This window comes from Streptomyces sp. A3M-1-3, assembly GCF_024213665.1.
Taxonomy (GTDB): domain Bacteria; phylum Actinomycetota; class Actinomycetes; order Streptomycetales; family Streptomycetaceae; genus Streptomyces.
The window spans coordinates 1-25,967 of sequence record NZ_JANAVP010000013.1; the positions used below are offsets into that span (position 1 = coordinate 1).

General features: G+C 70.9%; 27 protein-coding genes and 2 pseudogenes. 18 read left to right on the forward strand and 11 right to left on the reverse strand.

The features are described 5' to 3' along the window. Window positions 1-696: pseudogene (locus NLX86_RS16415) on the reverse strand (penicillin acylase family protein); the annotation flags it as partial. A gap of 31 nt (window positions 697-727) precedes the next feature. On the opposite strand from NLX86_RS16415, the gene NLX86_RS16420 reads away from it, so the two are divergent. After that, window positions 728-1,174, forward strand: a complete 447-nt coding sequence (locus tag NLX86_RS16420) for a recombinase family protein (RefSeq protein WP_254372454.1) — start codon at window positions 728-730, stop codon at window positions 1,172-1,174. A gap of 3 nt (window positions 1,175-1,177) precedes the next feature. Beyond that, window positions 1,178-2,287: a recombinase family protein gene (locus NLX86_RS16425; RefSeq protein ID WP_254372455.1), complete on the forward strand. Its 1,110-nt coding sequence runs from the start codon at window positions 1,178-1,180 to the stop codon at window positions 2,285-2,287. Window positions 2,288-2,356: 69 nt separating this feature from the next. Here NLX86_RS16425 and NLX86_RS16430 read toward each other — a convergent pair whose 3' ends face one another. Beyond that, window positions 2,357-3,097 carry an XRE family transcriptional regulator gene (locus NLX86_RS16430; RefSeq protein ID WP_374213892.1) on the reverse strand — a complete coding sequence of 247 codons (741 nt, stop codon included), beginning with the start codon at window positions 3,095-3,097 and terminating at the stop codon, window positions 2,357-2,359. Here NLX86_RS16430 and NLX86_RS16435 point away from each other — a divergent pair. Then, on the forward strand, window positions 3,096-4,610 hold the full coding sequence (locus NLX86_RS16435; protein WP_254372456.1) for a fatty acyl-CoA synthetase: 1,515 nt from the start codon (window positions 3,096-3,098) through the stop codon (window positions 4,608-4,610). The genes NLX86_RS16430 and NLX86_RS16435 overlap by 2 nt on opposite strands. Here NLX86_RS16435 and paaK read toward each other — a convergent pair. Continuing rightward, window positions 4,579-5,868 carry a phenylacetate--CoA ligase PaaK gene (paaK, locus tag NLX86_RS16440; RefSeq protein ID WP_254372457.1) on the reverse strand — a complete coding sequence of 430 codons (1,290 nt, stop codon included), beginning with the start codon at window positions 5,866-5,868 and terminating at the stop codon, window positions 4,579-4,581. The genes NLX86_RS16435 and paaK overlap by 32 nt on opposite strands. Window positions 5,869-6,040: 172 nt before the next feature. Between paaK and NLX86_RS35055 the strand changes: the two genes are divergently transcribed. After that, complete coding sequence (locus NLX86_RS35055; protein WP_374213893.1) at window positions 6,041-6,154, forward strand: alpha/beta fold hydrolase; 114 nt, start codon at window positions 6,041-6,043, stop codon at window positions 6,152-6,154. Between the two features lie 28 nt (window positions 6,155-6,182). Here the strand turns inward: NLX86_RS35055 and NLX86_RS16445 are convergent, their stop codons facing one another. Beyond that, entirely contained in the window at window positions 6,183-7,847 is a 1,665-nt protein-coding gene (locus tag NLX86_RS16445) for an FAD-dependent monooxygenase (RefSeq protein ID WP_254372458.1), read from the reverse strand. A gap of 192 nt (window positions 7,848-8,039) precedes the next feature. Between NLX86_RS16445 and NLX86_RS16450 the strand changes: the two genes are divergently transcribed. The 7 genes from NLX86_RS16450 to NLX86_RS16480 all read left to right on the forward strand — a co-directional run bounded on the left by NLX86_RS16450 (window position 8,040) and on the right by NLX86_RS16480 (window position 13,329). Continuing rightward, window positions 8,040-9,158, forward strand: a complete 1,119-nt coding sequence (locus NLX86_RS16450) for a SchA/CurD-like domain-containing protein (protein ID WP_254372459.1) — start codon at window positions 8,040-8,042, stop codon at window positions 9,156-9,158. A gap of 67 nt (window positions 9,159-9,225) precedes the next feature. Beyond that, window positions 9,226-9,660 carry a cupin domain-containing protein gene (locus tag NLX86_RS16455; RefSeq protein ID WP_254372460.1) on the forward strand — a complete coding sequence of 145 codons (435 nt, stop codon included), beginning with the start codon at window positions 9,226-9,228 and terminating at the stop codon, window positions 9,658-9,660. Continuing rightward, window positions 9,657-10,925 carry a beta-ketoacyl-[acyl-carrier-protein] synthase family protein gene (locus NLX86_RS16460; RefSeq protein ID WP_254372461.1) on the forward strand — a complete coding sequence of 423 codons (1,269 nt, stop codon included), beginning with the start codon at window positions 9,657-9,659 and terminating at the stop codon, window positions 10,923-10,925. The genes NLX86_RS16455 and NLX86_RS16460 overlap by 4 nt, the downstream gene beginning before the upstream one ends. Continuing rightward, the gene (locus NLX86_RS16465) at window positions 10,922-12,172 is read left to right on the forward strand and encodes a beta-ketoacyl synthase N-terminal-like domain-containing protein (protein ID WP_254372462.1); all 1,251 of its coding nucleotides are present in this window, start codon (window positions 10,922-10,924) and stop codon (window positions 12,170-12,172) included. The genes NLX86_RS16460 and NLX86_RS16465 overlap by 4 nt, the downstream gene beginning before the upstream one ends. Before the next feature lie 16 nt (window positions 12,173-12,188). After that, window positions 12,189-12,446: an acyl carrier protein gene (locus NLX86_RS16470; protein WP_254372463.1), complete on the forward strand. Its 258-nt coding sequence runs from the start codon at window positions 12,189-12,191 to the stop codon at window positions 12,444-12,446. A gap of 1 nt (window position 12,447) precedes the next feature. Then, on the forward strand, window positions 12,448-12,930 hold the full coding sequence (locus tag NLX86_RS16475; protein ID WP_254372464.1) for an SRPBCC family protein: 483 nt from the start codon (window positions 12,448-12,450) through the stop codon (window positions 12,928-12,930). A 66-nt stretch (window positions 12,931-12,996) separates the two neighbouring features. Beyond that, the gene (locus NLX86_RS16480; protein ID WP_254372465.1) at window positions 12,997-13,329 is read left to right on the forward strand and encodes a TcmI family type II polyketide cyclase; all 333 of its coding nucleotides are present in this window, start codon (window positions 12,997-12,999) and stop codon (window positions 13,327-13,329) included. Between the two features lie 58 nt (window positions 13,330-13,387). Here the strand turns inward: NLX86_RS16480 and NLX86_RS16485 are convergent, their stop codons facing one another. The 3 genes from NLX86_RS16485 to NLX86_RS16495 form a co-directional block, all read right to left on the reverse strand. Beyond that, window positions 13,388-14,464: a methyltransferase gene (locus tag NLX86_RS16485; protein WP_254372466.1), complete on the reverse strand. Its 1,077-nt coding sequence runs from the start codon at window positions 14,462-14,464 to the stop codon at window positions 13,388-13,390. A gap of 35 nt (window positions 14,465-14,499) precedes the next feature. Further along, on the reverse strand, window positions 14,500-15,561 hold the full coding sequence (locus tag NLX86_RS16490) for a nitrous oxide reductase family maturation protein NosD (RefSeq protein WP_254372467.1): 1,062 nt from the start codon (window positions 15,559-15,561) through the stop codon (window positions 14,500-14,502). A gap of 122 nt (window positions 15,562-15,683) precedes the next feature. Further along, on the reverse strand, window positions 15,684-17,312 hold the full coding sequence (locus tag NLX86_RS16495; RefSeq protein WP_254372622.1) for an acyl-CoA synthetase: 1,629 nt from the start codon (window positions 17,310-17,312) through the stop codon (window positions 15,684-15,686). A gap of 167 nt (window positions 17,313-17,479) precedes the next feature. On the opposite strand from NLX86_RS16495, the gene NLX86_RS16500 reads away from it, so the two are divergent. The 5 genes from NLX86_RS16500 (at window position 17,480) to NLX86_RS16520 (ending at window position 22,060) form a co-directional block, all read left to right on the forward strand. Continuing rightward, complete coding sequence (locus tag NLX86_RS16500; RefSeq protein WP_254372468.1) at window positions 17,480-18,280, forward strand: crotonase/enoyl-CoA hydratase family protein; 801 nt, start codon at window positions 17,480-17,482, stop codon at window positions 18,278-18,280. A 255-nt stretch (window positions 18,281-18,535) separates the two neighbouring features. Continuing rightward, window positions 18,536-19,495 carry a Zn-ribbon domain-containing OB-fold protein gene (locus tag NLX86_RS16505; protein WP_254372469.1) on the forward strand — a complete coding sequence of 320 codons (960 nt, stop codon included), beginning with the start codon at window positions 18,536-18,538 and terminating at the stop codon, window positions 19,493-19,495. After that, window positions 19,495-20,550 carry a thiolase domain-containing protein gene (locus tag NLX86_RS16510; RefSeq protein ID WP_254372470.1) on the forward strand — a complete coding sequence of 352 codons (1,056 nt, stop codon included), beginning with the start codon at window positions 19,495-19,497 and terminating at the stop codon, window positions 20,548-20,550. The genes NLX86_RS16505 and NLX86_RS16510 overlap by 1 nt, the downstream gene beginning before the upstream one ends. Next, the gene (locus NLX86_RS16515) at window positions 20,547-21,713 is read left to right on the forward strand and encodes a thiolase domain-containing protein (RefSeq protein WP_254372471.1); all 1,167 of its coding nucleotides are present in this window, start codon (window positions 20,547-20,549) and stop codon (window positions 21,711-21,713) included. Before NLX86_RS16510 ends, NLX86_RS16515 begins: the two co-directional genes overlap by 4 nt. Before the next feature lie 119 nt (window positions 21,714-21,832). Next, window positions 21,833-22,060: a DUF397 domain-containing protein gene (locus tag NLX86_RS16520; RefSeq protein ID WP_302061426.1), complete on the forward strand. Its 228-nt coding sequence runs from the start codon at window positions 21,833-21,835 to the stop codon at window positions 22,058-22,060. Here the strand turns inward: NLX86_RS16520 and NLX86_RS16525 are convergent. Together NLX86_RS16525 and NLX86_RS16530 are read right to left on the reverse strand one after the other, a co-directional pair. Then, window positions 22,053-22,643, reverse strand: coding sequence for a hypothetical protein (locus NLX86_RS16525; RefSeq protein WP_254372473.1), 591 nt, complete (start codon window positions 22,641-22,643; stop codon window positions 22,053-22,055). The genes NLX86_RS16520 and NLX86_RS16525 overlap by 8 nt on opposite strands. Continuing rightward, window positions 22,640-23,014 (reverse strand): PadR family transcriptional regulator, encoded by a 375-nt coding sequence (locus NLX86_RS16530; protein WP_254372474.1) that lies wholly within the window; start codon window positions 23,012-23,014, stop codon window positions 22,640-22,642. The genes NLX86_RS16525 and NLX86_RS16530 overlap by 4 nt, the downstream gene beginning before the upstream one ends. A 60-nt stretch (window positions 23,015-23,074) precedes the next feature. Between NLX86_RS16530 and NLX86_RS16535 the strand changes: the two genes are divergently transcribed. Both NLX86_RS16535 and NLX86_RS16540 read left to right on the forward strand, forming a co-directional pair. Then, window positions 23,075-23,476, forward strand: a complete 402-nt coding sequence (locus NLX86_RS16535) for an ACT domain-containing protein (RefSeq protein ID WP_254372475.1) — start codon at window positions 23,075-23,077, stop codon at window positions 23,474-23,476. Window positions 23,477-23,541: 65 nt separating this feature from the next. Continuing rightward, window positions 23,542-24,042, forward strand: a complete 501-nt coding sequence (locus NLX86_RS16540; RefSeq protein ID WP_254372476.1) for a hypothetical protein — start codon at window positions 23,542-23,544, stop codon at window positions 24,040-24,042. Between the two features lie 105 nt (window positions 24,043-24,147). Here NLX86_RS16540 and NLX86_RS35060 read toward each other — a convergent pair. Both NLX86_RS35060 and NLX86_RS16550 read right to left on the reverse strand, forming a co-directional pair. Continuing rightward, window positions 24,148-24,581 (reverse strand): annotated as a pseudogene (locus NLX86_RS35060) (FAD-dependent oxidoreductase); the annotation flags it as partial. Window positions 24,582-24,797: 216 nt separating this feature from the next. Then, window positions 24,798-25,946, reverse strand: coding sequence for an aminoglycoside phosphotransferase family protein (locus tag NLX86_RS16550; RefSeq protein ID WP_254372477.1), 1,149 nt, complete (start codon window positions 25,944-25,946; stop codon window positions 24,798-24,800). Window positions 25,947-25,967: the final 21 nt, after the last annotated feature.

Below are 25,967 nucleotides of genomic sequence, written 5' to 3' on the forward strand. Positions count from 1 at the left end.
CGACAGCCCGGCGGCAGGGGTCTTGCACCCCTGCCCGGTAACAGTGGCGCCTCGTGGCGCACCTCGATCTTGTTCCAGATGCCGAGCGCCTCGGTGCCGCCGTGGATGGGGATGCGCTTGCCGCCCCGTACGACGAACTGGTGCTCACCCAGCGGGGAATCCAGGGCGATGCCCGCCTTCCGCAGCTCGCCCACGGCGTCGGCCAGTGCACGGGCCACTGCGGGCGAGGCGGTGTTCAGCGTGTTCGGCGTCCACACCGGGTCGGCCTGGGGAGAACGGGACCTTCCACAGCTCCGCCGCCGGGACGCCTCCGACGAGCCGGCGCCAGAAGCGGTCGAAGAGCAGAGCCCCACGGCTGCCGGTGTCCACCGTCCGGTCCCAGTTCTTCAGCACCGCGCACGCCTCCGACACATCGACCGCCCCGCCGTCGCTGCCCACCGCGGAGCCGCCCGGCAGCGCGGCACAGGCCGCGGCCACGTCGGCCGCCGCCAGATCCCCGGCCGGCGCCCGGTTCGCGAACTGCTGCCCCTGAAGGTCGGCCACCGTCAGCCCGCCCTTGCGGGCCATCGCCGCGACGTCCTCCACCGCGCCACGGGTCCGCAGTGAGCGCGGGGTCCCGACGGTGCCGAACACCCGCGGGTAGCCGGTGAGCGGCTGATCCGCGTTGGCCAGCCAGGCACTGTTGTTGGAGTTTTCCAAGTTCATGATCCGGGCGTACTTTAACCCCATGGCACGCACCGTGAACGCTCTGCTCCGCACAGTGATCTACACGCGCATCTCGCACGACCCGGACGGCAAGGCCGAAGGGGTCGCCCGGCAGGAAGCCGCCTGCCGCAAGCTCGCCGCCGAACTGGGCTGGGTTGTCATCGGCGTTGAGACCGACGACGACCGGACCGCGATCGGCAAGCGCGGCCAGCGGGCCCGCCGCCCGGGGTACGCGGCCGCGCTGGACATGCTCGCGGCTGGCGCGGCCGATGCGGTACTGGTGTGGCACACCGACCGCCTGTACCGCCAGGCCCGCGACCTTGAGCCGCTCATCGACATCGTGGACCGCACGCACGCCGTGATCCGGCCGGTCGTCCAGGGCGAACTCGATCTTTCCTCCGCGAGCGGCCGGATGGTCGCCCGTATCTTGGCGAGCGTGAGCACACACGAGGTTGAGCACGCCGTGTAGCGGATGCGGGACAAGCACCAGGCCAACCGCACCGCCGGGGTCAACCACGGCGGGCCGCGCGCGTTCGGCTACCAGGCCGTGAAGCCCAAGGCCAAGGGGCAGGACCCCGAGGTTCCCCAGGTCGACGGGACCGAGGCGGAATTGATCCGCATGGCCGCAGACGCCGTGCTCGCCCACGACGCCGACCCGGACAAGGGCCTCACGCCGGCGGGCATCTGCCGCGCATGGAACGCCGAGGACGCCCTCACGCCGCGCGGCACCCCCTGTGCCGTGCCGTCGCTGCGCAAGACGCTGCTGTCGGCCCGGATCGCCGGGCTCGTCGAGCACCGGGGCGAGGTCGTCGGCCCGGCGCAGTGGGACGCGATCCTCGACCATGACGTGTGGCTGGCCGTGCGCAACGTGCTGACCGACCCGGCCCGCAGCTCGCACCTGAGTGCCGGTCATGACGGCAAGTCCGTGCGCTACTTGGGCAGCGGCCTGTATCGGTGCCACTGCGGCGCGGTCATCCGTCCCGGCGGGGCGCACGCCGGGGCGCCGCAGCAGTACCGGTGCACCGAGCGCGCGCACCTGATCCGACAGGCGGCGCCGGTCGACGACTTCGTGGAGCGCGTGATCATCGCTCGGCTGTGCCGCGAAGACGCACACGTGCTCTTCGCGCCTCCGGCCCCGGCGACGGCAGGGGCGGACCTGGACGCCCTGGAAGGCCGCCACAAGGCGCTCACGGCCCGTCTGGAGGGCCTGGCCGAGGCGTTCGCCGGTGACGACGACGCCGACCCGGTGGAGTACCGGGAGGCCGCGCGGCGGATCAAGCAGAAGCTCGCGGCCGTCGAGCAGGAGATCACCGACGCGGCCACGGCGGCAGCCGCCGCTGCCGCGCCCGGCCCGCTCGATGAGGTCGACCTTCCCGAACTGGTCCGGCGGCACGCCGAGGACACGGACGAGGCGCTCGCCTGGTGGCGGGCGCGGTACGGCCTGGCGATCCGGCGCCGGATCGTCGCCGCGCTCGTGTCGGTGACCCTGCTGCCCGCGCGCACCGGACGCCCGGCCGGATGGCGGCCGGGACAGTCGTACTTCGACCCCGAGTCCGTCGACATCGACTGGGTGCGGCGCTGACCCGCCGCGCGACAGAACCCCCGCCAGGGTCGATCCTGGCGGGGGTTCGTCGTAGCAGCTGGCTGGCGATCACGCCTCCGGCGGCCGGTCGTACTTGGCCAGCGTCGCCTTGCCGGTATCGGCGTCCATGAGCCGCAGCTCCCACGGACCGGTGTTGACGTCGAAGTCCTTGCCGAAGCCGACCCACTTCCCGGCCATGCGTCGGCCGGTCGGCTCCACGAGCATCTGGAGCGCGCCGAAGTACCTCGCCCCTCGGTAGTAGCCCTCGGTCGCGGTCTGCTCGGTCCACGTGCCGGTGACCGTGGCGCCGTCGAGCTGGAGATCCAGGGTGAGCGGCGAGTCCGGGTTGAGCGACGCGTTCGGCAGGCTGCGGCCAGTGAGCCGGTTGCCGTGCTGGAGCAGCACCACGTAGTGCAGCCCCACGAACACCTGGTTGTCCCGGCCGAACGAGACGAACTCGTACCGGGACAGCCACACCCCGGAGTAGTTCCCGCGCGGCGCCGTCTGGGCCGCAGGGGCGCCGTTGGCCACGGGGACGCCGGTTGGCCTGTCCACGAGATCGTGACCGCCGTGGCCGTCGTCGGACACGCGCGCCTGTACCGAGGCCGCGAGGCCCAGGGGGCCGATCGGCAGGCCGGTCACGACCTCCAGGGCGCGGGCGTAGACCGGCCGGGGTGCGGCCGTCTCGCCGGACTCCCAGCGCTGCATGAGGCGCTTGGAGGCGTCGTTATCCCGTTCGGTATCTCCTGTGCGCGGAGTGTGCGCGAGGGACCTTGACCTGCCCCTGCCCGGCGCACAGGATCGCGTCATGAGGGAAGTACGCAATAGCACCGTCGACGGGATCGTGCGGATCAGTGCCGGGCGGGTGCCCGAGCGCACGGCGCTGCGGTACAAGGACCGGACCTGGACCTACCAGGAGTTGGACGAGGCGGTCTCGACCGCGGCAGCCACCCTGACCGGCCACGGACTTGAGCAGGGCGACCGGGTCGCCTCGTACGGCCACAACTCGGACGCGTACCTGATCGCCTTCCTCGCCTGTGCGCGCGCCGGGCTGGTGCATGTGCCGGTCAATCAGAACCTCGCCGGCGACGACCTCGCATACATCCTGGAGGATTCCGCCGCCGCGCTGGTCCTCGCCGATCCTGACCTGGCCGGCCGGATCCCGGACGGCTTTGCCGTACGCGCGCTGCGCGACACGGACGACTCGCTGCTTGCCGCCCTGAGCGAGCCCGAGGAGTTCGAACCCGACCGGGACCAGCGGGACGTGGTCCAGCTGCTCTACACCTCGGGCACCACCGCGCTCCCCAAGGGCGCGATGATGACGCACCGGGCGCTGGTCCACGAGTACGCCAGCGCCATCCAGGCCCTCGACCTCGACGAGAACGACCGGCCCGTCCACTCGCTGCCGCTCTACCACTCCGCCCAGATGCACGTCTTCCTGCTGCCGTACCTCGCGGTCGGCGCGGAGAACACCATCCTGGACGCGCCGGACGCCGTACAGATCTTCGACCTCGTCGAGGCAGGCCGTGCGGACAGCCTGTTCGCTCCGCCGACCGTCTGGATCGGGCTCGCCAGTCACCCCGACTTCGCCACCCGCGACCTCCGCGCGCTGCGCAAGGCCTACTACGGCGCGTCGATCATGCCCGTGCCCGTGCTGGAGCGGCTGCGCCGGCGGCTGCCCGGGCTCGGCTTTTACAACTGCTTCGGCCAGAGCGAGATCGGCCCGCTGGCCACTGTCCTGCGCCCAGAGGAACACGAGGGGCGGATGGAATCCTGCGGCCGCACGGTCCGGTACGTCGAGGCCAAGGTCGTCGACGAGGACGGCAGGGAGGTACCCGACGGCACACCCGGCGAGGTCGTCTACCGCTCACCGCAGCTGTGCGTGGGCTACTGGCGCAAGCCCGCCGAGACCGAAGAGGCCTTCCGCAAGGGGTGGTTCCGCTCCGGCGACCTCGCCGTACGCGACGCCGAGGGGTACTTCACGGTGGTCGACCGGGTGAAGGACGTCATCAACTCCGGGGGAGTGCTGGTCGCCTCCCGCCAGGTCGAGGACGTGCTGTACGAGCATCCGCGGGTCGCGGAGGTTGCCGTGATCGCACTGCCCGACGACCGCTGGATCGAGGCGGTCACCGCCGTCGTGGTGCCGCGCGGCGACGTGACCGCCGAGGAGCTGACCGCGCACGCGCGCGAACGGCTCGCCCACTTCAAGGCACCCAAACAGGTGCTGCTCGTGGACGAGCTGCCACGCAACGCCAGCGGGAAGATCCTCAAGCGGGAGCTGAGGGACCGCTTCACTTCGGCCGCTCGTCCACCATCCGCCTGATCTTGCCCACGGACCGCTCCAGCGTCTCGGGGTCGACGATCTCGACCCCGACCGACACCCCGATGCCGTCCTTCACCGCCCGCACGACCGCCTCGGCGGCCGCGGTACGGTCCGCCGCGCAGGCATCCCGCCGCGACTCCGCCCGTACCGTCAGCGCGTCCATCCGGCCCTCGCGGGTCAGCCGCAACTGGAAGTGCGGCGCGACTCCCGGCGTACGCAGCAGGATCTCCTCGATCTGGGCCGGGAAGAGGTTCACCCCGCGCAGGATGATCATGTCGTCGCAGCGGCCGGTGACCTTCTCCATCCGTCGGAACGGGGGCCGCGCCGTGCCCGGCAGCAGCCGGGTCAGATCCCGCGTGCGGTAGCGGATCACCGGCATGGCCTCCTTGGTGAGCGAGGTGAACACCAGCTCCCCGTGCTCGCCGCCGGCCAGCACCTCGTCCGTGACGGGATCCACCACCTCCGGATAAAAATGGTCCTCCCAGATGTGCAGGCCGTCCTTGGTCTCGACGCACTCCTGCGCGACACCCGGGCCGATCACCTCGGACAGCCCGTATATGTCCACGGCGTCGATGGCGAAGCGCTCCTCGATCTCGCGCCGCATCTCCTCCGTCCACGGCTCGGCGCCGAAGATGCCGGTCCGCAGAGAGGTGGTACGGGGATCGATGCCCTGCCGCTCGAACTCGTCCAGCAGGGTGAGCATGTAGGAGGGCGTCACCATGATGATCTCGGGCCTGAAGTCCTGGATCAGCCGCACCTGGCGCGCGGTCATCCCGCCGGACGCGGGGACGACTGTACAGCCGAGCCGTTCGGCGCCGTAGTGGACGCCCAGGCCGCCGGTGAACAGCCCGTATCCGTACGCCACATGCACCTTCTGGCCGGGCCGGCCGCCGGCGGCGCGGATCGACCGGGCCACCACGTCGGCCCACATGTCCAGGTCCCGTTCGGTGTAACCGACGACTGTGGGCTGTCCGGTGGTGCCGCTGGAGGCGTGGATGCGCCGCACATCCGACTCCGGCACGGCGAACATCCCGAAGGGGTAGTTGTCCCGCAGATCTGCCTTCGTGGTGAACGGGAAACGCGCGAGGTCGGCGAGCGACCGGCAGTCCTCGGGCCGGACTCCCGCCTTGTCGAAGGACTCCCGGTAGAAGGGCACATGCGCGTAAGCGTGCCGAAGGGTGGCACGCAGCCGCTCGAGCTGCAGTGCCGCGAGCTCCTCGTGAGTGAAACCTTCCGCCGCGTCCGACCGTGCCGCCATGACGAATCCTCCCGCCCGAACCGGACGACCGATCATTCGGTCGTCGTGCTGCGGATCAGTAAACCGCGTTGCGGTGACTGTCGGCAGGTGGCGAGGATGGCGCGCATGCCTCAGTAACCGAACTCGCCTACCGCACCGAGGGGGCACTGTCTCGCAGGATGGTCTGGCCCGGATGGCGGGCCTCATCCCCGGATGCAGGCTCGTCACCCTCGACGCCGGCCATCTGGTGCACCCGACAAAGCCCGAGGACTTCCTCAGGGAACTGAAGCGGTTCGGTTGCCTCTGACGCGGCCCGAACGACCGGAGCCCCCGGGTCAGCCCCGGTCGAGCAGCGAGGCCAGCGCCTCGTGGAGGGCCGTCTCCGGATCGGGCACGGAACCCGCCGACCGCCAGGCCACGAAGCCGTCCGGTCGTACGAGTACGGCACCTTCCGCGCTCGTGCCGTGGACCTCCGCCCAGTCGGCCCCGGCCCCGGCCCCGTTCCCCTTCCCGTTCGCGTCCTCGGGCGTGAGGTCGGCGTCCGGTCCGGCGCCGACCCGGTAGGCGTCGAGCCGTACGGACAGCCGGTCCGCGACGCGCCGCGCGGCCGAGTGCCACGCCCCGCCCGCGGAGCCGCACAGCAGCACGAAGGAACGCTCGTACAGGTCCAGGGTGGACTTCCGCTCGCCCCGGTCGAGCAGCCACATGTGCGGGGCCCGGGTGCCCGGCGCGCCGGTCAGCTCCATCCGCTCCGGCACGACGGGCAGTTCGGGGTCGACGCCGAGGACCGCGCCCCGCGGGTAGCGGTAGCCCATGGCCACCGAGAGCATCCCGCCCTGCCGTCCGCCGCCCACGCCGGGAGCCGCGGCGTATCCGGGGTGGCTGTGCTCGCTCGATCGCGCCGAGGCGCGTGCGCTGGTCGCCTGGGCGACCGGCCGGCGCTCCGCGTCGTACGAATCGAGCAGTCCGGGCCCTGCCCAGCCGCCGAGCACGGCGGCGAGCTTCCAGGCGAGGTTGTGCGCGTCCTGGATGCCGGTGTTGGAGCCGAACGCCCCGGTGGGGGACATCTCGTGGGCGGAGTCGCCGGCGAGGAAGACCCGGCCGGACGAGTACCGCTCAGCGACCCGCTCGGCGGCGTGCCACGGAGCCTTGCCGGTGATCTCGACGTCGAGTTCCGGTGCGCCGACCGCATGGCGGATGTGCTTCGCGCACCGTTCGTCGGTGAAGTCCTCCAGGACCTCACCCCGGTCGGGCTGCCAGGGCGCGTGGAACACCCACTTCGCCAGGTTGTCGACCGGCAACAGGGCGCCGTCCGCTTCGGGGTTGGTGAGGTAGCACACGATGAACCGCCGGTTTCCCAGCACTTCGGCCAGCCGCTTGGAGCGGAAGGTGATGCTCACATTGTGGAACAGGTCGCCGGGTCCGGTCTGGCCGATCCCCAGCTGCTGCCGGACGGGGCTGCGAGGCCCGTCGGCCGCGATGAGGTAGTCCGCGCGTACCGTGCGCTGCTCGCCGGTCTCCCGGTTCCTCAGCACCCCGCTCACTCCCGAGCCGTCCTGGTCGAACGAGATCAGCTCGGTGGAGAACCGCAGGTCACCTCCCTGCGCGCGGGCCTGGGACAGCAGTACCGGTTCCAGATCGTTCTGACTGCACAGGCACCACCCCGCCGGGCTGAAACGCGCGAGCGCGCCACCGGGATCGATGTCCTTGAACAGCCACTCCTGCTCGTCGCCGGTGAGCGACGGGGCCTGGAGGATGCCGTGGTTGTCCGCGAGGACCGAGGCGGCCTCCCGGATCGCCTGCTCGGCGCCGGCAGTCCGGTACAGCTCCATCGTCCGCACGTTGTTCCCGCGTCCGCGCGGGTGAATGGAGGTGTCTTCGTGCTTCTCGACGAGCAGATGCCGGACGCCGAGCCGGCCCAGGAACAGTGAGGCGGACAGGCCCACCAGGGAGCCGCCCACGATGAGGACCGGCACGCGGTCGTCGATGTTGTCGTTCATCAGTCGCTCCAGCTCGAGCCGCCCTACGGGATGCAGTGTCCATGCCCTTGTGGGACGGGTTCGGACGCCCATTCACCCGCTTGGTTCACACATCTCGCGCCACCCGTACCAGCGGCCCACGATCGACTCGGGAGAGCCGCCCGCGACTTGGGGGGCGGACCGTCCGCATCCGCCATTGAAGGAGTGAGGAAGATGACGACAACCTTGTCGGAACGGATATCGCAGTCCGCCTTCGACGGCTCCAGGCTTCGGGTGGTTCTGCTGCTGGACCTTCACGAGGGTGCGCAGAAGCAGTTCCTCGAGGCGTACGAGCACTTGCGCAACCAGGTCGCGTCCGTCCCCGGACACATCAGCGACCAGCTGTGCCAGTCGATCGAGAACCCGTCGCAGTGGCTCATCACCAGCGAATGGGAGAGCGCACCGCCCTTCCTCGCCTGGGTGAACAGCGAGGAGCACGTCACGACGGTCCAGCCGCTGCACAGCTGCGTACGTGATACGCGATCCCTGCGCTTCAGCATCCTTCGGGAGACCGGGCAGAGCTTCACGAGCGCTCCCGAGCCGGCCAAGGGCCGCCTGCAGACCTCCCCCCGCCTCGGGGACGGTGTGGTCCGCCACGCCCTCACCTTTACGGTCAAGCCGGGCAGCGAGGCGACCGTCGCCAAGATCCTGGCCGGGTACACCCCGCCGGAGGCGAAGGTCGACGAGATCACCCGGCTGCGCCGCACCTCGCTCTTCATGCACGGCAACCGCGTCGTACGGGCGGTCGAGGTGCAGGGCGACCTGCTCGCGGCCCTGCGGCACGTGGCCCAGCAGCCCGAGGTCAGGGCCGTCGAGGAGGCCATCAACCCCTACCTGGAACAGGACCGTGACCTCAGGGATCCCGACTCCGCCCGGGTGTTCTTCACCCGGGCCGCGCTCCCGGCGGTCCACCATGTGGCGGCGCGCGAGCACGATCCGTCGGACGTCACCCGGCACGCGCTGTTCTACCAGGCCAAGCAGGGCTGCGGTATGGCACTGGCCCGGCACCTGGCCTGCCAGGACGAGGCGGCGGCCGATGACACCACGAGCCCCATCGACGGCAGCACGATCTTCCAGCGTGACGACATCGTGGTCCGGCTCATCGACATCAGCGGCCCGATGGACGCCAGGCCCGCGCTGGCGCTCGGCGTCGAAGGCCCCCGCAAGTCAGCCGTGCTGGCGCGTCTGCTCCACGGCCGCGGGGACGTGCCGAGGACCGACGCGGAGATCTCGCGGCTGCTCGCACGCTCCGACATGAACCTGATCACCGACCGTCGGGCCCGGGACTCCTGACCCGGGCACCGGGCCCCAGGGCCCCCCGCTCAACGTCGCCGGCACAACGCACCTGGAGGAAGTACCCATGACCATGCACCGCCCACGCATCGTGGACCTCAGCGAGACCCAGCCCAACCGCAGGCGCGGCGGCGACCTGCGCGCCATGCTCACGCCGACCGCGGTGGGCGCCACGAGTGGCTTCATGGGCCTGGCCATCGTGCAGCCCGGTGACCGCATCGGCGAGCACTACCACCCGTACTCCGAGGAGTTCGTGTACGTCGTGAGCGGACTCCTCGAGGTGGACCTGGACGGTGAACCGCACCCGATCCGGCCCGATCAGGGCCTCCTGATCCCTCCTCACGTGCGCCACCGCTTCCGCAACGTGGGTGACGTCGAGGCGCGCATGGTCTTCCACCTCGGCCCGCTCGCCCCGCGCCCGGAGCTGGGGCACGTCGACACCGAGCACACGGACAGCGCCGAGCAGGGCTGGCCGCCAGAACGTACGGAGGTGGTTTCGTGACCCGGCGGGTGGCGGTCACCGGGGTCGGCGTCGTCGCCCCCGGTGGCGTGGGCGCACCGGCGTTCTGGGACCTTCTCTCGAACGGCCGTACGGCGACGCGGGGCATCACGCTCTTCAACCCGGAGGGCTTCCGCTCGCGTATCGCCGCCGAGTGCGACTTCGATCCCGCCGCCCACGGCCTCGACAGCGAGCAGGTCGCCCGCTCCGACCGGTACATCCAGTTCGCGATGGTGGCCGCCAGGGAGGCCGTACGCGACGCCGGTCTCGACCCGGAGAAGGAGGACCCCTGGCGCATCGGGGTGTCCCTGGGCACCGCGGTCGGCGGCACGACCCGCCTCGAACACGACTACGTGGCCGTCAGCAGCGCCGGTTCGCGCTGGGACGTGGACCACCGGCCGGCGGGGCGTCATCTGCACCGGGCGTTCTCACCGAGCTCCCTCGCCTCCGCGGTCGCCGAACAGGTCGGTGCCCACGGGCCCGTGCAGACCGTCTCGACGGGCTGCACCTCCGGCCTCGACGCGATCGGGTACGCCTTCCACACCATCGAGGAGGGCCGGGTCGACGTATGCATAGCCGGTGCGTCCGACTCGCCCATTTCCCCGATCACGGTGGCGTGCTTCGACGCCATCAAGGCGACATCCGCGAACAACGACGACCCGGAGCACGCCTCCCGGCCGTTCGACGCCAACCGGGACGGCTTCGTCATGGGCGAGGGCGGAGCCGTGCTCGTCCTGGAGGAGCTGGAGCACGCCCGGGCCCGTGGGGCGACCGTGTACTGCGAGATCCAGGGCTATGCCACCTTCGGCAACGCCTACCACATGACCGGCCTGACCCCCGAGGGTCTGGAGATGGCCGAGGCCATCAACACCGCTCTCGCCCACGCCCGGCTCGACAGTTCGGAGATCGACTACGTCAACGCACACGGCTCGGGCACCCAGCAGAACGACCGGCACGAGACGGCCGCGGTCAAGCGGTCGCTGGGCGCGCACGCCTACGACGTACCCATGAGCTCGATCAAGTCGATGGTGGGCCACTCGCTGGGCGCCATCGGGGCGATCGAGATCGTGGCGTGCGTGCTGGCCCTGGCCAACCAGGTGGTGCCGCCGACGGCGAACTACGAGACGCCGGACCCGGAGTGCGACCTCGACTACGTGCCACGCACCGCGCGCCCTCTGAAGCTGCGCAGCGTGCTCTCGGTCGGCAGCGGGTTCGGCGGCTTCCAGTCCGCGGTGGTCATGACCCGACCAAGTGGGAGGACACGATGAGCTTCCGGCAGGATCGGCGTTCGGTCGTCACAGGCATCGGTGTCGTCGCCCCCAACGGGGCGAGCACCGAGGTCTTCTGGAAGACGACGCAGGAAGGCATCAGCGTTCTCGACCGGGTCACCCGCGAGGGATGCGAGCATCTGCCGCTGCGCGTGGCCGGCGAGATCCGGGGCTTCGACCCGGTCGCGCTCATCGAAGAGCGCTATGTCGTCCAGACCGACCGGTTCACGCACTTCGCGATGGCCGCGGCCGACCTCGCCCTGGACGACGCCAGGCTCGGCCGCGCCGACTACGACGGATCACCGTTCGCCGTCGGGGTGGTGACCGCCGCCGGGTCTGGCGGCGGCGAATTCGGACAGCGTGAACTCCAGCGGCTGTGGGGCCAGGGCTCCCGCTACGTCGGCCCGTACCAGTCCATCGCGTGGTTCTACGCCGCCAGTACCGGCCAGATATCGATCCGCGGCGGCTTCAAGGGACCCTGTGGCGTCGTCGCCAGCGACGAGGCCGGCGGCCTGGACGCGCTCGCGCACGCCGCCGGCGCGATCGGCCGGGGCACCGACGCCGTCGTGGTCGGTGCGGCCGAAGCCCCCCTGGCCCCGTACTCGGTGGTCTGCCAGCTCGGGTACGAGGACCTGAGCACCTGCGACGACCCGGCGCGCGCCTACCGGCCCTTCACCGCCGACGCCTGCGGCTTCGTCCCCGCCGAGGGCGGCGCCATGCTGGTCGTCGAAGAGGAGAAGGCGGCCCGCCGCCGGGGAGCCCGCGTCCGTGCCGAGCTGGCCGGGCACGCCGCGACCTTCACCGGGGCGTCCCGCTGGGAGGAGTCCCGGGAGGGGCTGGCCGAGGCGATCCGCGGCGCGCTGCGGGAAGCCCGCTGCGCGCCGGAGGAGATCGACGTCGTCTTCGCGGACGCGCTCGGCGTACCCGAGGCCGACCGGGCCGAGGCCATGGCGATCGCCGACGCGCTGGGCGCGCACGGGCAGCGGGTACCGGTCACGGCCCCCAAGACGGGCATCGGCAGGGCCTACTGCGGAGCGCCCGTCCTGGACACGGCCGCCGCGGTGCTCGCCATGGAGCACGGCCTCATACCGCCGACGCCCAACGTCTTCGACGTGTGCCACGACCTCAACGTGGCCACCGGCCGTGCCCGCCCCGCCGACCTGCGGACGGCGCTCGTGCTGAGCCGTGGACTCATGGGGTCGAACGCGGCCCTCGTGCTGCGGCGCGCCACCGACACCCCCTCGTGAGAAGGAGAACCCCCTCATGACCGCTCAACTGACCATGGAAGAACTGGCCGCGCTGATGAAGAAGGGCGCCGGCCTGACCGTCGATCCGAACGAGATGGAGAACCGGCCCGACTCCAAGTTCGACGAGTTCGGACTCGACTCGCTGGGCCTCCTCGGCATCGTGGGCGAGCTGGAGAACCGGCACGGCCGGCCGCTGCCCCCCGACGCGGACCGGTGCAAGACCCCGCGTGAGTTCCTCGACCTCGTCAACAACACCCTCATGACTGGAGCCTGACGTGCCCGGACACACCGAGAACGCCATCACCATCGCGGCCCCCCTGGACCTCGTCTGGGACGTGACCAACGACATCGAGAACTGGCCGCGGCTGTTCAGCGAGTACGCGTCGGTCGAGATCCTCGCCCGGGAGGGCGACAAGACGACCTTCCGGCTGACCATGCATCCCGACGAGAACGGCAAGGTCTGGAGCTGGGTCTCGGAACGGGTGACCGACCGCGCGGGGCTCACGGTCCGCGCCCGCCGGGTCGAGACCGGCCCGTTCCAGCGCATGGACATCCGCTGGGAGTACGCGGAGGTCCCGGACGGCATCCGGATGCAGTGGACGCAGGACTTCGCGATGAAGCCCGAAGCCCCGGTCGACGACGCCTGGATGACCGACAACATCAACCGCAACTCCCGCATCCAGATGGAACTCATCCGGGACCGGATCGAGCAGCACGACCGTGAACGCCACACCCCCGCCCCCGTCACGCCGAACTGACACCCCGCCGCCTACGCCCCGCCTACGTGCCGCCGCCCCCCGGCGGCACACGAAGGGACCTCCCCGATGCACCACGCTCTGATCGTCGCCCGTATGGCGCCGGAATCGGCTCCGGACATCGCCGAACTGTTCGCGGCCTCCGACAGCGGCGAACTGCCCCACCTCGTCGGAGTCAGCCGGCGCAGCCTGTTCCAGTTCGGCGACGTGTACCTGCACCTCATCGAATCGGAGCGGCCGCCCGGCCCCGAGATCGCGAAGGTGACGGAACACCCCGCCTTCCGGGACATCAGCGACAAGCTGTCCGCCTTCGTCAGCCCGTACGACCCCGAGACATGGAAGACCCCGAAGGACGCCATGGCCCGCCAGTTCTACCGCTGGGAGCGCGACCGTACCGCGTGACGAGCACGAGTTCGCCCCGAGCCCGGCAATGCGCCGGGCTCGGGGCGTTGTTCGCGGTTCAGCTGGGGACGGCGCATTCGAACGCGTGCAGATACGCGTTGACCGGCCGGATTTCGCCGAGGATCAGACCGGCAGTGGTGATCCGGTCCACCAGACTCTCCTTGGAATGCTTCGCGCCGCCCACGTTCAGCAGCAGAAGCAGGTCCATGGCGGTGGTGAACTTCATCGAGGCCGTGTCGTCGACGAGGTTCTCGATGATCACGACCCTGGCTCCCGGGCGGGCCGCGGCGACCACGTTGCACAGCGTTCTGCGGGTGCTGTCGTCGTCCCACTCCAGGATGTTCTTGATGATGTAGAGATCGGCCTTGACCGGGATGCTCCGCCGGCAGTCCCCGGGGACGATGTGCACCCGCTCCGCGAGCGGGCCGCCGTCGCGCAGCCGGGGATCGGCCTTGGCCACGACGTCGGGCAGATCGAGCAGCGTTCCGCGGACCGCGGGATGCCTCTCCAGCAGGCTCGCGAGTACGTGCCCCTGGCCGCCGCCGATGTCCGCGACCGACGTAACGCCGGTGAGGTCGAGGAGTTCCGCGACGTCCAGCGCCGACTGCATGCTGGACGTAGTCATGGCCCTGTTGAAGACATGCGCCGATTCGTGCGCGTCCTGGTGCAGGTGGTCGAAGAAGCCCTTGCCGTACACCTCGCGGAAGACGCTCGTGCCGGAACGCACCGCCTCGTCGAGCCGCGGCCAGACGTCCCAGGTCCACGGCTCCGTACACCACAGGGCGATGTACCGCAGGCTGTTCGGGGCGTCCTCCCGCAGCATCCGTGACATGTCGGTGTGCACGAACTTCCCGTCCTCGGTCTCCGCGAAGATCCCGTAGCAGGACAGGGCGTGGAGCAGCCGCCGCAGGGACCGCGCCTCGCAGTTCACCGCCGCCGCGAGGTCCTCCGCACCCGTGGGCGCCTCGCCCAGCGCGTCGGCCACGCCCAGCCGGGCTGCCGCCCGTACGGCCGCGGCGCACGCCGCCCCGAAGACGAGTTCCCTCAGCCGCATGGAGGACTGCGGGGCGGGCGCGGCAACGGGGGCCGGGGTGGTGGGGGTGGTGGTCGTGGGGGTCGGACTGACGATCGTCATACCGCCTCGATTCTCCTGGTGAAGAGGAACACCGGTCAGCACATCCCCGCGGGCTCGGAGGCCCGGCACGTGTTGCCGTAGAACGTGTTGCCCTTGCCGGTGTCCCGGTTGGCCAGGTCGGCCGTCTTGTTGCCGAGCACCACGTTGTCTCTGATGACGTTGTTCGTGTTGAGGGCGCCCACGAAGCTCTTGAACAGCACGATGCCGCCGGAGAGAGGTGAGGAGCCCACGTTGTCCCTGATGACGTTGGCGCGTACGACGGTGGCCTCGGCGCCGGTGAGGACGATGCCGGATCCCTGGATGACCGGGAGTCTGACGGTGCTGGGGCAGAACTTGTTGTTCTTGGAGATCACGTTGTTGCGGATGGTCATCGCCCCGGCCCACGGCTTCGTCTCGTCGCCCACGACGAACAGGCCGCCGCAGTTCCCGGTCACCCTGTTGCCGTGTACGGACAGGTTTCTGACCCGCCTGACCGTGGCTCCGATCCGGTTGCCCTCCAGAACGTTGTTGCGGATCACCGCCCCCTTGGTGTCGATGGCGCCACCCTCGCGGTCGATCGTGTTGGCGACGAAGATGCCCGACTCGGCGTTGTCCCGGGCGATGTTGCCCCGGAACACCCCACGGGTGGACCTCTCCTGGGCGATGCCCCACACGCCGTTCTTCTCGGCGATGACCTGCCGGACGGTCAGCCGGTCGGTGCGGGAGGCCCAGATACCGCTCTTCTTGAAGCCCGAGAGGGTCAGCGCGCGGATGCTTACGCCGTTGACGGTCCGGCCCGCCTTGCCCAGGACGCAGATTCCGTTGCCGGCCGTCGTGCAGGCGTTCGGGGCACGCTTCGCCGCCCCGGGCTTGATCACGGTACTCGCCCCCGAACCCCGCAGGGTCAGGTCGGACTTCGTGATCAGGACGCTCTCACGGTAGATGCCCGGCGAGATCACAATCGTGTCTCCCGGCTGTGCGGCGTTCACCGCTTTCTGGATCGATTCGCCCGGACGCACCACGTGCCGGTTGTCGGCGGCGGACGGGGCGGCTGCGCCCAGTCCGGTGGCCGCGACGACTGCGATGCATGCGAGGCTCTTGATCTGTCGTTTCGTCATGAGCCGAAGCTATGGGCGATCATCGCCGCTCGCCACACGGGGTAAGCGGATGGATACATCCCGTGCGCAAACGGCTGACATCGCGGCCGCAGCGGGCCGCCGGCCCGCTGCGCCGGGCCCGGCTACGCCGGTGCGCCCTCGGCCGCCGCGGCCACCGTGCGGGCCCAGCGGTAGTCGGCCTTGCCGCTCGGTGAGCGCCGGATCTCCGGGGCGAGCACCAGCCGACGCGGGATCTTGTACCCGGCGAGGCGGGTCCGGCAGTGCGACTGGATGTCCTCCAGCGACGGCTGCGCCGCCCCCTGGCGCAGCTGCACCACCGCCGCGACACGGCTGCCCCACTTGGGGTCCGGCACCCCCGCGACGAGGACGTCGTACACGTCGGGATGCGATTTCAGGGCCTGCTCGACCTCTTCGGGATAGACCTTCTCGCCGCCGGTGTTGATGCACTGGGAGCCGCGCCCGAGGACGGTGACGATGCCCTCCTCGTCGACGGTCGCCATGTCGCCGAGCAGCACCCACCGCTCGTCGCCCTTCCGGAAGAAGGTCTCGGCCGTCTTCTCCGGGTCGTTGTAGTAGCCGAGCGGGACGTGTCCGCGCTGGGCGATGCGGCCCGGTTCACCGACCGTGACCGGCTTGTACGTGGCGGGGTCGACGACGGCCGTACGGGCGTTGACCCGCAGCCGGAAGCCCTTCTCGGGGCCGGAGTCGTCCGTCGCCGTGCCGTTGAAGCCGGATTCGGAGGAGCCGAAGTTGTTCAGCAGCATCACGTGCGGCACCAGCTCCTGGAACTGGGCGCGCACCGTCTCCGACATGATTGCCCCGGAGCTGGAGACGCTGAACAGGGCGGAGCAGTCCGTTCGGCTGAGCGGCCCCTTCAGGGCGTCGATGAGCGGCCGCAGCATCGCGTCGCCCACCAGCGACACGCTGGTGACCTTCTCCTTCTCGATGGTGAGGAGCACCTCCTCCGGCACGAACTTGCGGTGGATGACGATCCGCTGACCGAAGTTGAAGCCGATGAACGCCGTCAGCGTGGAGGTGCCGTGCATCAGCGGGGGAGCGGGAAAGAAGGTGATGCCGTCCCCGCCCGCCGCCACGCGCTCCGCCAGCTCCTCCGGCGTCTTCACCGGGTCGCCGGTCGGCGCGCCGCCGCCGAGGCCGGAGAAGAACAGGTCCTCCTGCCGCCACATCACGCCCTTGGGCATACCGGTGGTGCCGCCGGTGTAGATGATGAACAGGTCGTCGGCGGAGCGTGGCCCGAACTCCCGTTCGGGTGAGCCGGACGCCTCGGCGTCGGCGAAGCCGGTGGTACGCAACGCGGGCGCGCCCTCCGGCGGGGTCCCCACCCGCACCAGATGCCGCAGCTTCTCCGTCTGCGGCAGGGCGGCCGCGACCCGCTCGGTGAACTCGGCGTCGAAGGCCAGCGCCGCCAGGTCCGCGTCCCGGTAGAGGTGGACCAGCTCCTCCTCGACATAGCGGTAGTTGACGTTCACCGGGACGATCCGGGCCTTGAGGCACGCCAGCACCGTCTGCAGGTACTCGATGCCGTTGTAGAGGTGCAGGCCGAGGTGCTCGCCCGGCTCGATCCCGCTGTCCAGAAGGTGGTGGGCGATGCGGTTGGCCGCCGCGTCGAGCTGGGCGTAGGTGAGCCGGCGCTCCGCTCCGGTGCCGGGATGGTCGATGTACACGAGCGCCTCGCGGTCCGGGACCACGTCGACGACCGACTCGAACAGGTCGGCAAGGTTGTACTCCACCATTCCTCCTGACCCCGTCACATCAACTGGCTCGGCGGTCATTAGAGCGCCGAGCACCCCAACTGGGAAGAGGGGCCGTCAAAGAATCTGACTGTCTGTCAGAAAACTCTTGAACTGGACCCCCGCCTCCTGCAACCTGTTCTAGGTCCCCAGACGGGAGAACAGCAATGGCTGGTACGGAACACCTCACCGTGCAGCGCGAAGGCGCCACGCTGGTACTCACCTTGAACAGGCCCGAGGCGAAGAACGCGCTCTCGCTGCCCCTCCTCGTCGGGCTGTACGACGGCTGGCAGGAGGCCGACGAGGACGACACGATCCGTTCCGTCGTGCTCACCGGCGCGGGCGGCGACTTCTGCGCCGGCATGGACCTCAAGGCCCTGGCGGGCAAGGGGACGGAGGGGGAGCACTACCGGGACCGGCTGAAGGCCGACCCCGATCTGCACTGGAAGGCGATGCTGCGCCACCACCGCCCCCGCAAACCCGTCCTCGCCGCCGTAGAGGGCTATTGCGTCGCCGGTGGTACGGAGATCCTGCAGGGCACCGACATCCGGGTGGCCGGCCGGAGCGCCACCTTCGGCCTTTTCGAGGTGAAGCGGGGCCTCTTCCCGATCGGCGGCTCGACCGTACGCCTCCAGCGCCAGATCCCGCGTACCCACGCACTCGAAATGCTGCTCACCGGCCGCCCGTACAGCGCGGAGGAGGCCGTTCGGATCGGACTCGTCGGCCGGGTGGTGCCGGACGGTACGGCACTGGAGAAGGCGCTGGCCATCGCCGAACAGATCAACGCGTGCGGGCCGCTGGCTGTCGAGGCGGTCAAGGCGTCGGTGTACGAGACCGCCGGGATGACGGAGCCGGAGGGGCTGGCGGCGGAACTCGAGAGGGGCTGGCCGATCTTCGCCACGGCGGATGCGGGGGAGGGGGCGCGGGCGTTCGCGGAGAAGCGGGCGCCGGTATACCGCCGCGCGTGAGTTTCCCCCTACCCGCCCCTTCCCGTAACTGGGGGCTCGCCCCCAGACCCCCGTACGGCCTTCGGCCGTGTCCTCAATCGCCGGACGGGCTCGAGCTTCCCGCCCAGGCGGGAAACTCAAGCCCCGCCGGCGATTGAGGCGCGGGGTCTGGGGCGGAGCCCCAGTTCGGGAAGGGGCGGGGAGGGGGAACGCCCCGCGCAGCGGCACCTCGCCTCCGGCCCCCATCCCACCTCCCCAGAAGAAGGAGTCCCGCCCATGACAGCCGCCCCCTCACCGGAGGTGCTCCGCGCCCCGCTGGTCGTCGAGTTCCCGTTCACCCGCTCCCTCGGCCCCGTCCAGAGCGCCTTCCTCACCGGTCTGCGCGAACGCACCGTCCTCGGCGTGCGGACGAGCGACGACCGGGTGCTCGTCCCACCGGTCGAGTACGACCCGGTCACCGCCGCGGAGCTGCGCGAACTCGTCGAGGTGGCCCCCACCGGCACCGTCACCACCTGGGCGTGGAATCCGGCCCCCCGCCCCCGGCAACCCCTGCCGACCCCCTTCGCCTGGGTGCTCGTCAGGCTCGACGGCGCGGACACCGCCCTGCTGCACGTTCTCGACGCGCCGGGCCCGGACGCCGTACGCACCGGCATGCGCGTCCGGATCCGCTGGGCCGGGGAACGCTCCGGTGCCATCACCGACATCGCCTGCTTCGAGCCGTACGAGGGTCCGCAGGCCGCCCGCCCGGTCCCGCACAGCGGAGAGTTCGCGGACCCGGTCACCGGCATCGTCACCCCGGCCCGGCTCGACTACACGTACTCGCCCGGCCGCGCCCAGACCGCGTACCTGGGCGCCCTCGCCGACCGCAGGACCGTCGGCGAGCGCTGCCCCTCCTGCCGCAAGGTGTATGTCCCGCCCCGCGGCGCCTGCCCCACCTGCGGGGTGGCCACCGGGGAGCACGTCGAGGTCGGCCCGCGCGGCACGGTCACCACGTACTGCATCGTCAACATCAAGGCGAAGGGTCTGGACATCGAAGTGCCGTACGTCTACGCGCACATCGCCCTCGACGGCGCCGGCCTCGCCCTGCACGGACGCATCGGCGGCATCCCGTACGACCAGGTGCGGATGGGGCTGCGCGTCGAACCGGTGTGGACTTCAAACGGCCGCTTCCCCGACCACTACCGGCCGACCGGCGAACCGGACGCCGACTACGACGCGTACAAGGAGCTGCTCTGATGGATTACGCCAGGGACGTGGCGATCGTCGCCTTCGGGCAGAGCGGCCACCGCCGGCGCACCGACGACCTCTCCGAGGTCGAGATGGTCATGCCGGTGCTGCACGACGTCCTCGCGCAGACCGGCCTCAGGGCGAGCGACATCGGCTTCACCTGCTCCGGCTCCAGCGACTACCTCGCCGGCCGGGCCTTCTCCTTCACCATGACCCTCGACGGCGTGGGCGCCTGGCCGCCGATCTGCGAATCACACGTCGAGATGGACGGCGCCTGGGCGCTCTACGAGGCGTGGGTCAAGATCCAGACCGGCGAGGCCGACACCGCCCTGGTCTACTCCTACGGCAAGTCCTCCCCGGGCGAGCTGCGCGACGTACTGACCCGCCAGCTCGACCCGTACTACCTGGCGCCACTGTGGCCCGACTCGGTCGCGCTCGCCGCGCTTCAGGCCCGCGCGGTCATCGACGCGGGTAACACGGACGAGCGGGAGCTCGCCGCGGTCGCGACCCGCAGCCGTACCTCCGCCGAGGCCAACCCGCACGCCCAGCTGCGCGGTCCGGTGCCCGCAGGCGACTACCTCGTCCAGCCGCTGCGCACCGGGGACTGCGCACCCATCGGCGACGGCGCGGCCGCCGTGATCCTGGCCGCGGGCGACACGGCACGCCGGCTGTGCCCGCGCCCCGCCTGGATCCGGGGCATCGACCACCGGATCGAGGCGCACAGCCTCGGCGTCCGCGACCTCACCGACTCGCCGTCCACCCGGCTGGCCGCCGAGCGGGCCGGCGCCTTCGACCGGCCCGTCGACACCGCCGAACTGCACGCGCCCTTCACCTCCCAGGAGGTGGTGCTGCGCAAGGCGCTGCGGCTCGGCAGCGACGTCAGCGTCAACCCGTCGGGCGGCGCACTCGCCGCCAACCCGGTGATGGCGGCAGGGCTCATCCGCCTCGGCGAGGCGGCGGCCCGCATCCACCGGGGCGAGTCCGACCGGGCGCTGGCACACGTCACCTCGGGCCCGTGCCTTCAGCAGAACCTGGTCGCCGTCCTGGAGGGGGAGCAGCCATGAGCAAGGAGCCAGTGGCCGTCGTCGGCATCGGCCAGACCAAGCACGTCGCCGCCCGCCGGGACGTCTCCCTCGCCGGGCTGGTCCGGGAGGCGGCCGGGCGGGCCCTCGACGACGCGGGCCTGAACTGGGCGGACATCGACGCGGTCGTCATCGGCAAGGCGCCCGACTTCTTCGAGGGCGTGATGATGCCGGAGCTCTACCTCGCCGACGCCCTCGGCGCGGTCGGCAAGCCGATGCTCCGGGTCCACACCGCAGGCTCGGTCGGCGGCTCCACCGCGCTGGTGGCCGCGAACCTGGTCGCCGCGCGCGTCCACCGGACCGTACTGACCCTCGCGTTCGAGAAGCAGTCCGAGTCCAACGCGATGTGGGGCCTGTCCCTGCCCGTCCCCTTCCAGCAGCCGCTGCTGGCCGGCGCCGGCGGCTTCTTCGCCCCGCACGTACGGGCATACATGCGGCGCACCGGGGCCCCTGACACCGTCGGCTCCCTCGTCGCGTACAAGGACCGGCGCAACGCGCTGAAGAACCCGTACGCCCACCTGCACGAGAAGGACATCACCCTGGAGAAGGTCCAGGCGTCACCGATGCTCTGGGACCCGATCCGCTACTCGGAGACCTGCCCGTCCTCGGACGGCGCCTGCGCCATGGTCCTCACCGACCGGGCCGGCGCCGCCCGTTCCCCGCACCCGCCTGCCTGGGTGCACGGTGGCGCGATGCGAAGCGAGCCGACCCTCTTCGCCGGCAAGGACTTCGTCTCGCCGCAGGCGGGCAAGGACTGCGCCGCCGACGTCTACCGGCAGGCCGGGATCACCGATCCGCGCCGGGAGATCGACGCCGTCGAGATGTACGTGCCGTTCTCCTGGTACGAGCCGATGTGGCTGGAGAACCTCGGTTTCGCCGCCGAGGGGGAGGGCTGGAAGCTCACCGAATCGGGGGTCACCGAACTCGACGGCGATCTGCCCGTCAACCCCTCGGGCGGGGTGCTCTCCACCAACCCCATCGGCGCCTCCGGCATGATCCGCTTCGCCGAGGCGGCGCTCCAGGTGCGCGGCCGGGCGGGCGAACACCAGGTGGACGGCGCCCGCAGGGCGCTCGGCCACGCCTACGGCGGCGGGGCGCAGTTCTTCTCCATGTGGCTCGTCGGCGCCGAACCGCCGGCCTCCTGACCCGGCCGGCGCCGGGACGGGCCGCGGCACACGCTCCGCGGCCTGTCCGCCACCGGCGGTGATGGCTAGTCTGGGCCCCGGACGACGGAACCGGGAGGAGCACGCACGTGACCGAGAGCATGACGCAGCAGCCCCTGGCAGGTTGGGACAAGCCGGAGCTCGATCTCAGCACAGCGGACTGGCAGTCGAGCAGTCAGGGAGCGGGTGACGTCCAGATCGCCTTCGTCGAAGGCTTCATCGCGATGCGCCACGCCGCCAAGCCCGAGAACCCCTCGCTGATCTTCTCCCCGGCCGAGTGGCGGGCGTTCGTCATCGGCGCGCGCGACGGGGAGTTCGACCTCACCTGACGCCCGGTCCGGTGGCGTCCGGGGCCTTGCCGTGCTTCCGTTTCGCGCGGGCGTCGGCGACGGCGTACGGCAGGCCCGGGACCAGAAGCAGCAGGCTGCTCCACAAGGGCATGCGGAAGACGGTCTCGTCACCGGTCAGCCACACGATCAGCACCGCGGCTGCGGTGGCGGCGACATTCGAGATCAGCCACCCCCTGCCGACCGCGGAGCTTCCCCGCCGCATGTCCCAGGTGACGGTGACCATCGCCAGTACGGTGAAGAAGGCGATCCGGCTCGCCGAGACGGGAAGTTCCGCGGTCCGGTCGAAGAGGTGCCCGAAGAGCAGCATGCCGCCGATGATGAAGGTGACCATGGCGGCGATACGCGGCAGCCTGGCTCGCAGCGGTGTGTGTGCTCGGGCCCAGGCGGCGGCGAAGGCCTTCAGATCGTCGCCGACCACCGCCTCGGCGCCGCGTCCGTCGGACGCGGCGTCCTCGAGGTGAGCGGCGAGCTCGTCGAGCATCTCCCGTACGGAGGCGTCGTCGATGCCCCTGTACTCCCAATTGCTCTTGCAGACCGCCAGGACCTGCTCATGCGTCGTCATGTGTTGGTTCCCCCCGTCGGGTTGTTGTCCAGAGTCCGGCCGACGGCCTCGGTGAAGTGCCGCCAGGCGGCACGGCCGCCTGACAGTTCGGCCCGTCCCGCGTCGGTCAGCCGGTAGTACTTGCGTGGTGGCCCGCCGCTTGCCGACGGGGCCCGGAACGTGTCGACAAGACCCGCGCGCTCCATCCGGGCCAGCAGCGGATAGATGCTGCCCTCGCTGACCAGCTCCAGTCCGTCGGCGGCGAGAGCCTCCGTGAACTCGTAGCCGTAGCACGGCCGTTCGGCGATCTTGGCGAGCAGGCACAGGTCGAGCACCCCGCGCAGCAGCTGGCTGCGCCGTTGGTCAGCGGCGGTCGCCAGCTCCATTGTCATGCGGTGCATGGTAGTCAAACATTGTCATGCACCGCAAGACAATGCCCTTAGGGTGGGGGAATGAGCGGCGAGAGCGATTTGGGGAGACTGCTGAGCGGTATGCGGCCGGAGCTGAATCCCGGCCGGTACGTCTTCACCACCACGACGGGCGTGACGCCGCGCGGCGTCACGCCCGTCGTCAGTGTTGCCGAGGCAGAGGGGCTGACCCTCGTCGTGCGGCAGGAGCAGGCCGACGCGGCGGGCCTGGAGTACGACTATGTGGCCGGCTGGATCACGCTGCGCGTGCACTCCGCGCTCGAAGCCGTCGGCCTCACCGCTGTCGTCGCCCGCGAACTCGCCGACGCGGGCCTGAGCTGCAACGTCGTCGCCGGCTTCCACCACGACCACCTCTTCGTACCGGCCGAGCGCGCAGCGCAGGCCGTGCGCCTGCTCGAAGCGCTGGCGGCGCGCTCCAAGGGCTGATCACGGGCCATACGGATGGCCTGCCCCGGCTCCGTGGGGTGGCCACGGGCACGTACCATGGCGGCATGTCCTTCCTCCGCCGCCGCAGCGCCGCCACACCCGCGGGCCCGGACTTCGACGTCCTGGCCATGGACCCGGGGGACTGGCCTGGCAATCTCGGAGCCGGCCTGCTGCCGGCTCCCGACGGAAGCTGTCAGGGTGTCTTCCTCCGTTACGACCTGTTCGGCGGCCGCGGCCCCGCGATGATCATCGGAAACCTGCCCGAGGGCTCCCCGGCGCGCGAGCTCGCCGACAAGCAGGTTCCGTTCGAGGTGGCGCAGCTGCTCGTGGCCCTCGAGAACGAGGAGGACATCGAGGTCGTCGGCACCGAGGACATGCCGGTGATGCAGGGCGACAACCTGCTGATCGTGCGACGCGTCAAGCTGTCCGAGAGCCGCATCTCGTGTGTCCAGTTCGACCGCAGCGACAACGTGCTCGTCACCATCGCGAGCTGGGACCGGCCGATCACCGACGACCTGTACGCGCTGCTGAAGCCGCTGCCCGCTGAACTCTTCCAGCAGGGCTAGGACGTAGTACGTGTCCTTGCCACGCACCACCTGGTGCCCCGATGTATCGAACACCGGCGCGAAGTAGCACTCGGGAGCCACCCGGTCGCCCACCACGTACCACTGCCCGGCGAGCAGCTTGTACGGCAGCGGCGACACCGCCTGGACCGGCCGGCGGTGCTCGTCGTACTCCGGCCGGATCGTCACCGCACCCGCCTGCCGCGCCGCGGGTATCCCGTCCCCGACGACCGCGGCGAGATAGGTGGCGGCCTTCTGCGGGGTGTCGGGGACCCCGGCAGCGAGGATCACCGGGTTGCACGGAACCAGATGCCGGCGCCGGACCGGGCCGCCGAACCACCGAACGTGGGCGCCTTCTCAACGACCACGCACCGCAGTCCGCGTGCGGCGCCCGTCAGCGCGGCGGTCATCCCCGCGGCCCCGGAGCCCACCACGACGACGTCGTACTCGCCCAGCATCGGCAGGCCGGCCGCCCGGGCGGACACGGCCGAGACGCCCGGCAGCCCGGAGGAGAGCAGCAGCCCTGCTCCGCTGCCGGCCATCACCTGTCGGCGAGAGGGACGGCTTCTCACCGGACCGCTGCCAGAAACCGCGCTTGCGGACATGGGCCACCACCCCCGATTCTGATGCTGCGTCAGGATGGCGCTGTGGGCCGGCGATGTCAAGACAATCGCTGCCTGCCCGTCAATACAGTCCATGGACATACGTCGGTCGCGACACGCCCCTGGGGCGCATCGCGACCGACCTACCCGTCCCCGTCAGCGCGTGCCGACCGCCGCACGCACGGCCCGGCGGGCCAGCGCGCAGTCGTCGTGCAGTCGCCGCAGCAGCAGCCGCTGCTCCTCGCCGGACGGCGGTACACCGATGGGGCCCGCTGCCGCGGACGCCGGTGCCGCCGGGGCCGTGTCACGCATCGAGCGCTGTACGGCCGTCTCGTACGTACGGATCTCCTTGGTCAGTACGAGCATCAGGTTGACCAGGAAAGCGTCCCTGGCCGCGGGCCCGGCGGCCTGGGCGAGCTGGCTGATCTGGCGCCGTGCCACCGGGGCGTCGCCCAGGACGGCCCACAGGGTCGCCAGGTCGTACCCCGGCAGGTACCAGCCCGCGTGCTCCCAGTCCACCATCACCGGACCCGCGGGGGAGAGGAGGATGTTGGACAGGAGCGCGTCACCGTGACAGAACTGGCCCGTCGCCTGCTTCCCGCCCGCATGGGCGAGACCGTGCAGCAGCTTCTGCAGATCACCCAGGTCCCGGTCGGTGAGCAGACCCAGCTCGTGGTAGCGGGAGATCCGTGACGCGTAGTCGAGCGGCCTGCCGAACATCTCGGCCGGCGGGCGCCACAGGTTGATCCGGCAGATCGCGCCGAGGGCTGCCCGCACATCGGCGCGGGGCGGGGCCTCGGCCGGGTGTCGCTGAAGGGCCGCGACCCGGCCCGGCATCCGCTCGATCACCAGCGTGCAGTTCTCGGGATCCGCGGCGATGAGCCGAGGCGCCCGCACGGGCGGACGGTGCCGGACGAAGGCGCGGTATGCCGCTATTTCGTGCCGGTACCGCTCGGCCCACGCGGGGGAGTGGTCCAGTAAGCACTTGGCGACCGCGGTCGAGCGGCCTGTGGTGCCGACGAGCAGTACGGACCGCCCGCTGCGACGCAGCACCTGGACCGGATTGAACTCCGGACAGATGCGGTGCACCGAGGCGATCGCCGTGCGCAACTGCCCGCCCTGGGGGCCGGACAAGTCGAGTCTCCCGCTGATCGGTTGGGTGCCGAGCCCCGGGGTTCGCCGCGGCCGGCCGGCGCTGAGTGGCGTGGCTGCCGGACGGGTGGGGTCGAGATAAGGACCGCTGCCCGCCGGGAAGGAACGGTGCGGCCGGGGCGGGGCGGACACGGAGGACGATGCTGTGTACATGGGCGATACAGATCCCTTCGT

Excerpts from the sequence above, each read along its gene's own strand:
- NLX86_RS16420 (WP_254372454.1), top strand. The coding sequence starts at position 728 with ATGGCACGCACCGTGAACGCTCTGCTCCGCACAGTGATCTACACGCGC.
- NLX86_RS16425 (WP_254372455.1), top strand. The coding sequence starts at position 1,178 with ATGCGGGACAAGCACCAGGCCAACCGCACCGCCGGGGTCAACCACGGC.
- NLX86_RS16435 (WP_254372456.1), top strand. The coding sequence starts at position 3,096 with ATGAGGGAAGTACGCAATAGCACCGTCGACGGGATCGTGCGGATCAGT.
- NLX86_RS16430 (WP_374213892.1), bottom strand. The coding sequence starts at position 3,097 with ATGACGCGATCCTGTGCGCCGGGCAGGGGCAGGTCAAGGTCCCTCGCG.
- paaK (WP_254372457.1), bottom strand. The coding sequence starts at position 5,868 with ATGGCGGCACGGTCGGACGCGGCGGAAGGTTTCACTCACGAGGAGCTC.
- NLX86_RS35055 (WP_374213893.1), top strand. The coding sequence starts at position 6,041 with ATGGCGGGCCTCATCCCCGGATGCAGGCTCGTCACCCTCGACGCCGGC.
- NLX86_RS16445 (WP_254372458.1), bottom strand. The coding sequence starts at position 7,847 with ATGAACGACAACATCGACGACCGCGTGCCGGTCCTCATCGTGGGCGGC.
- NLX86_RS16450 (WP_254372459.1), top strand. The coding sequence starts at position 8,040 with ATGACGACAACCTTGTCGGAACGGATATCGCAGTCCGCCTTCGACGGC.
- NLX86_RS16455 (WP_254372460.1), top strand. The coding sequence starts at position 9,226 with ATGACCATGCACCGCCCACGCATCGTGGACCTCAGCGAGACCCAGCCC.
- NLX86_RS16465 (WP_254372462.1), top strand. The coding sequence starts at position 10,922 with ATGAGCTTCCGGCAGGATCGGCGTTCGGTCGTCACAGGCATCGGTGTC.
- NLX86_RS16470 (WP_254372463.1), top strand. The coding sequence starts at position 12,189 with ATGACCGCTCAACTGACCATGGAAGAACTGGCCGCGCTGATGAAGAAG.
- NLX86_RS16480 (WP_254372465.1), top strand. The coding sequence starts at position 12,997 with ATGCACCACGCTCTGATCGTCGCCCGTATGGCGCCGGAATCGGCTCCG.
- NLX86_RS16485 (WP_254372466.1), bottom strand. The coding sequence starts at position 14,464 with ATGACGATCGTCAGTCCGACCCCCACGACCACCACCCCCACCACCCCG.
- NLX86_RS16490 (WP_254372467.1), bottom strand. The coding sequence starts at position 15,561 with ATGACGAAACGACAGATCAAGAGCCTCGCATGCATCGCAGTCGTCGCG.
- NLX86_RS16500 (WP_254372468.1), top strand. The coding sequence starts at position 17,480 with ATGGCTGGTACGGAACACCTCACCGTGCAGCGCGAAGGCGCCACGCTG.
- NLX86_RS16505 (WP_254372469.1), top strand. The coding sequence starts at position 18,536 with ATGACAGCCGCCCCCTCACCGGAGGTGCTCCGCGCCCCGCTGGTCGTC.
- NLX86_RS16510 (WP_254372470.1), top strand. The coding sequence starts at position 19,495 with ATGGATTACGCCAGGGACGTGGCGATCGTCGCCTTCGGGCAGAGCGGC.
- NLX86_RS16515 (WP_254372471.1), top strand. The coding sequence starts at position 20,547 with ATGAGCAAGGAGCCAGTGGCCGTCGTCGGCATCGGCCAGACCAAGCAC.
- NLX86_RS16520 (WP_302061426.1), top strand. The coding sequence starts at position 21,833 with ATGACGCAGCAGCCCCTGGCAGGTTGGGACAAGCCGGAGCTCGATCTC.
- NLX86_RS16525 (WP_254372473.1), bottom strand. The coding sequence starts at position 22,643 with ATGACGACGCATGAGCAGGTCCTGGCGGTCTGCAAGAGCAATTGGGAG.
- NLX86_RS16530 (WP_254372474.1), bottom strand. The coding sequence starts at position 23,014 with ATGACAATGGAGCTGGCGACCGCCGCTGACCAACGGCGCAGCCAGCTG.
- NLX86_RS16535 (WP_254372475.1), top strand. The coding sequence starts at position 23,075 with ATGAGCGGCGAGAGCGATTTGGGGAGACTGCTGAGCGGTATGCGGCCG.
- NLX86_RS16540 (WP_254372476.1), top strand. The coding sequence starts at position 23,542 with ATGTCCTTCCTCCGCCGCCGCAGCGCCGCCACACCCGCGGGCCCGGAC.
- NLX86_RS16550 (WP_254372477.1), bottom strand. The coding sequence starts at position 25,946 with ATGTACACAGCATCGTCCTCCGTGTCCGCCCCGCCCCGGCCGCACCGT.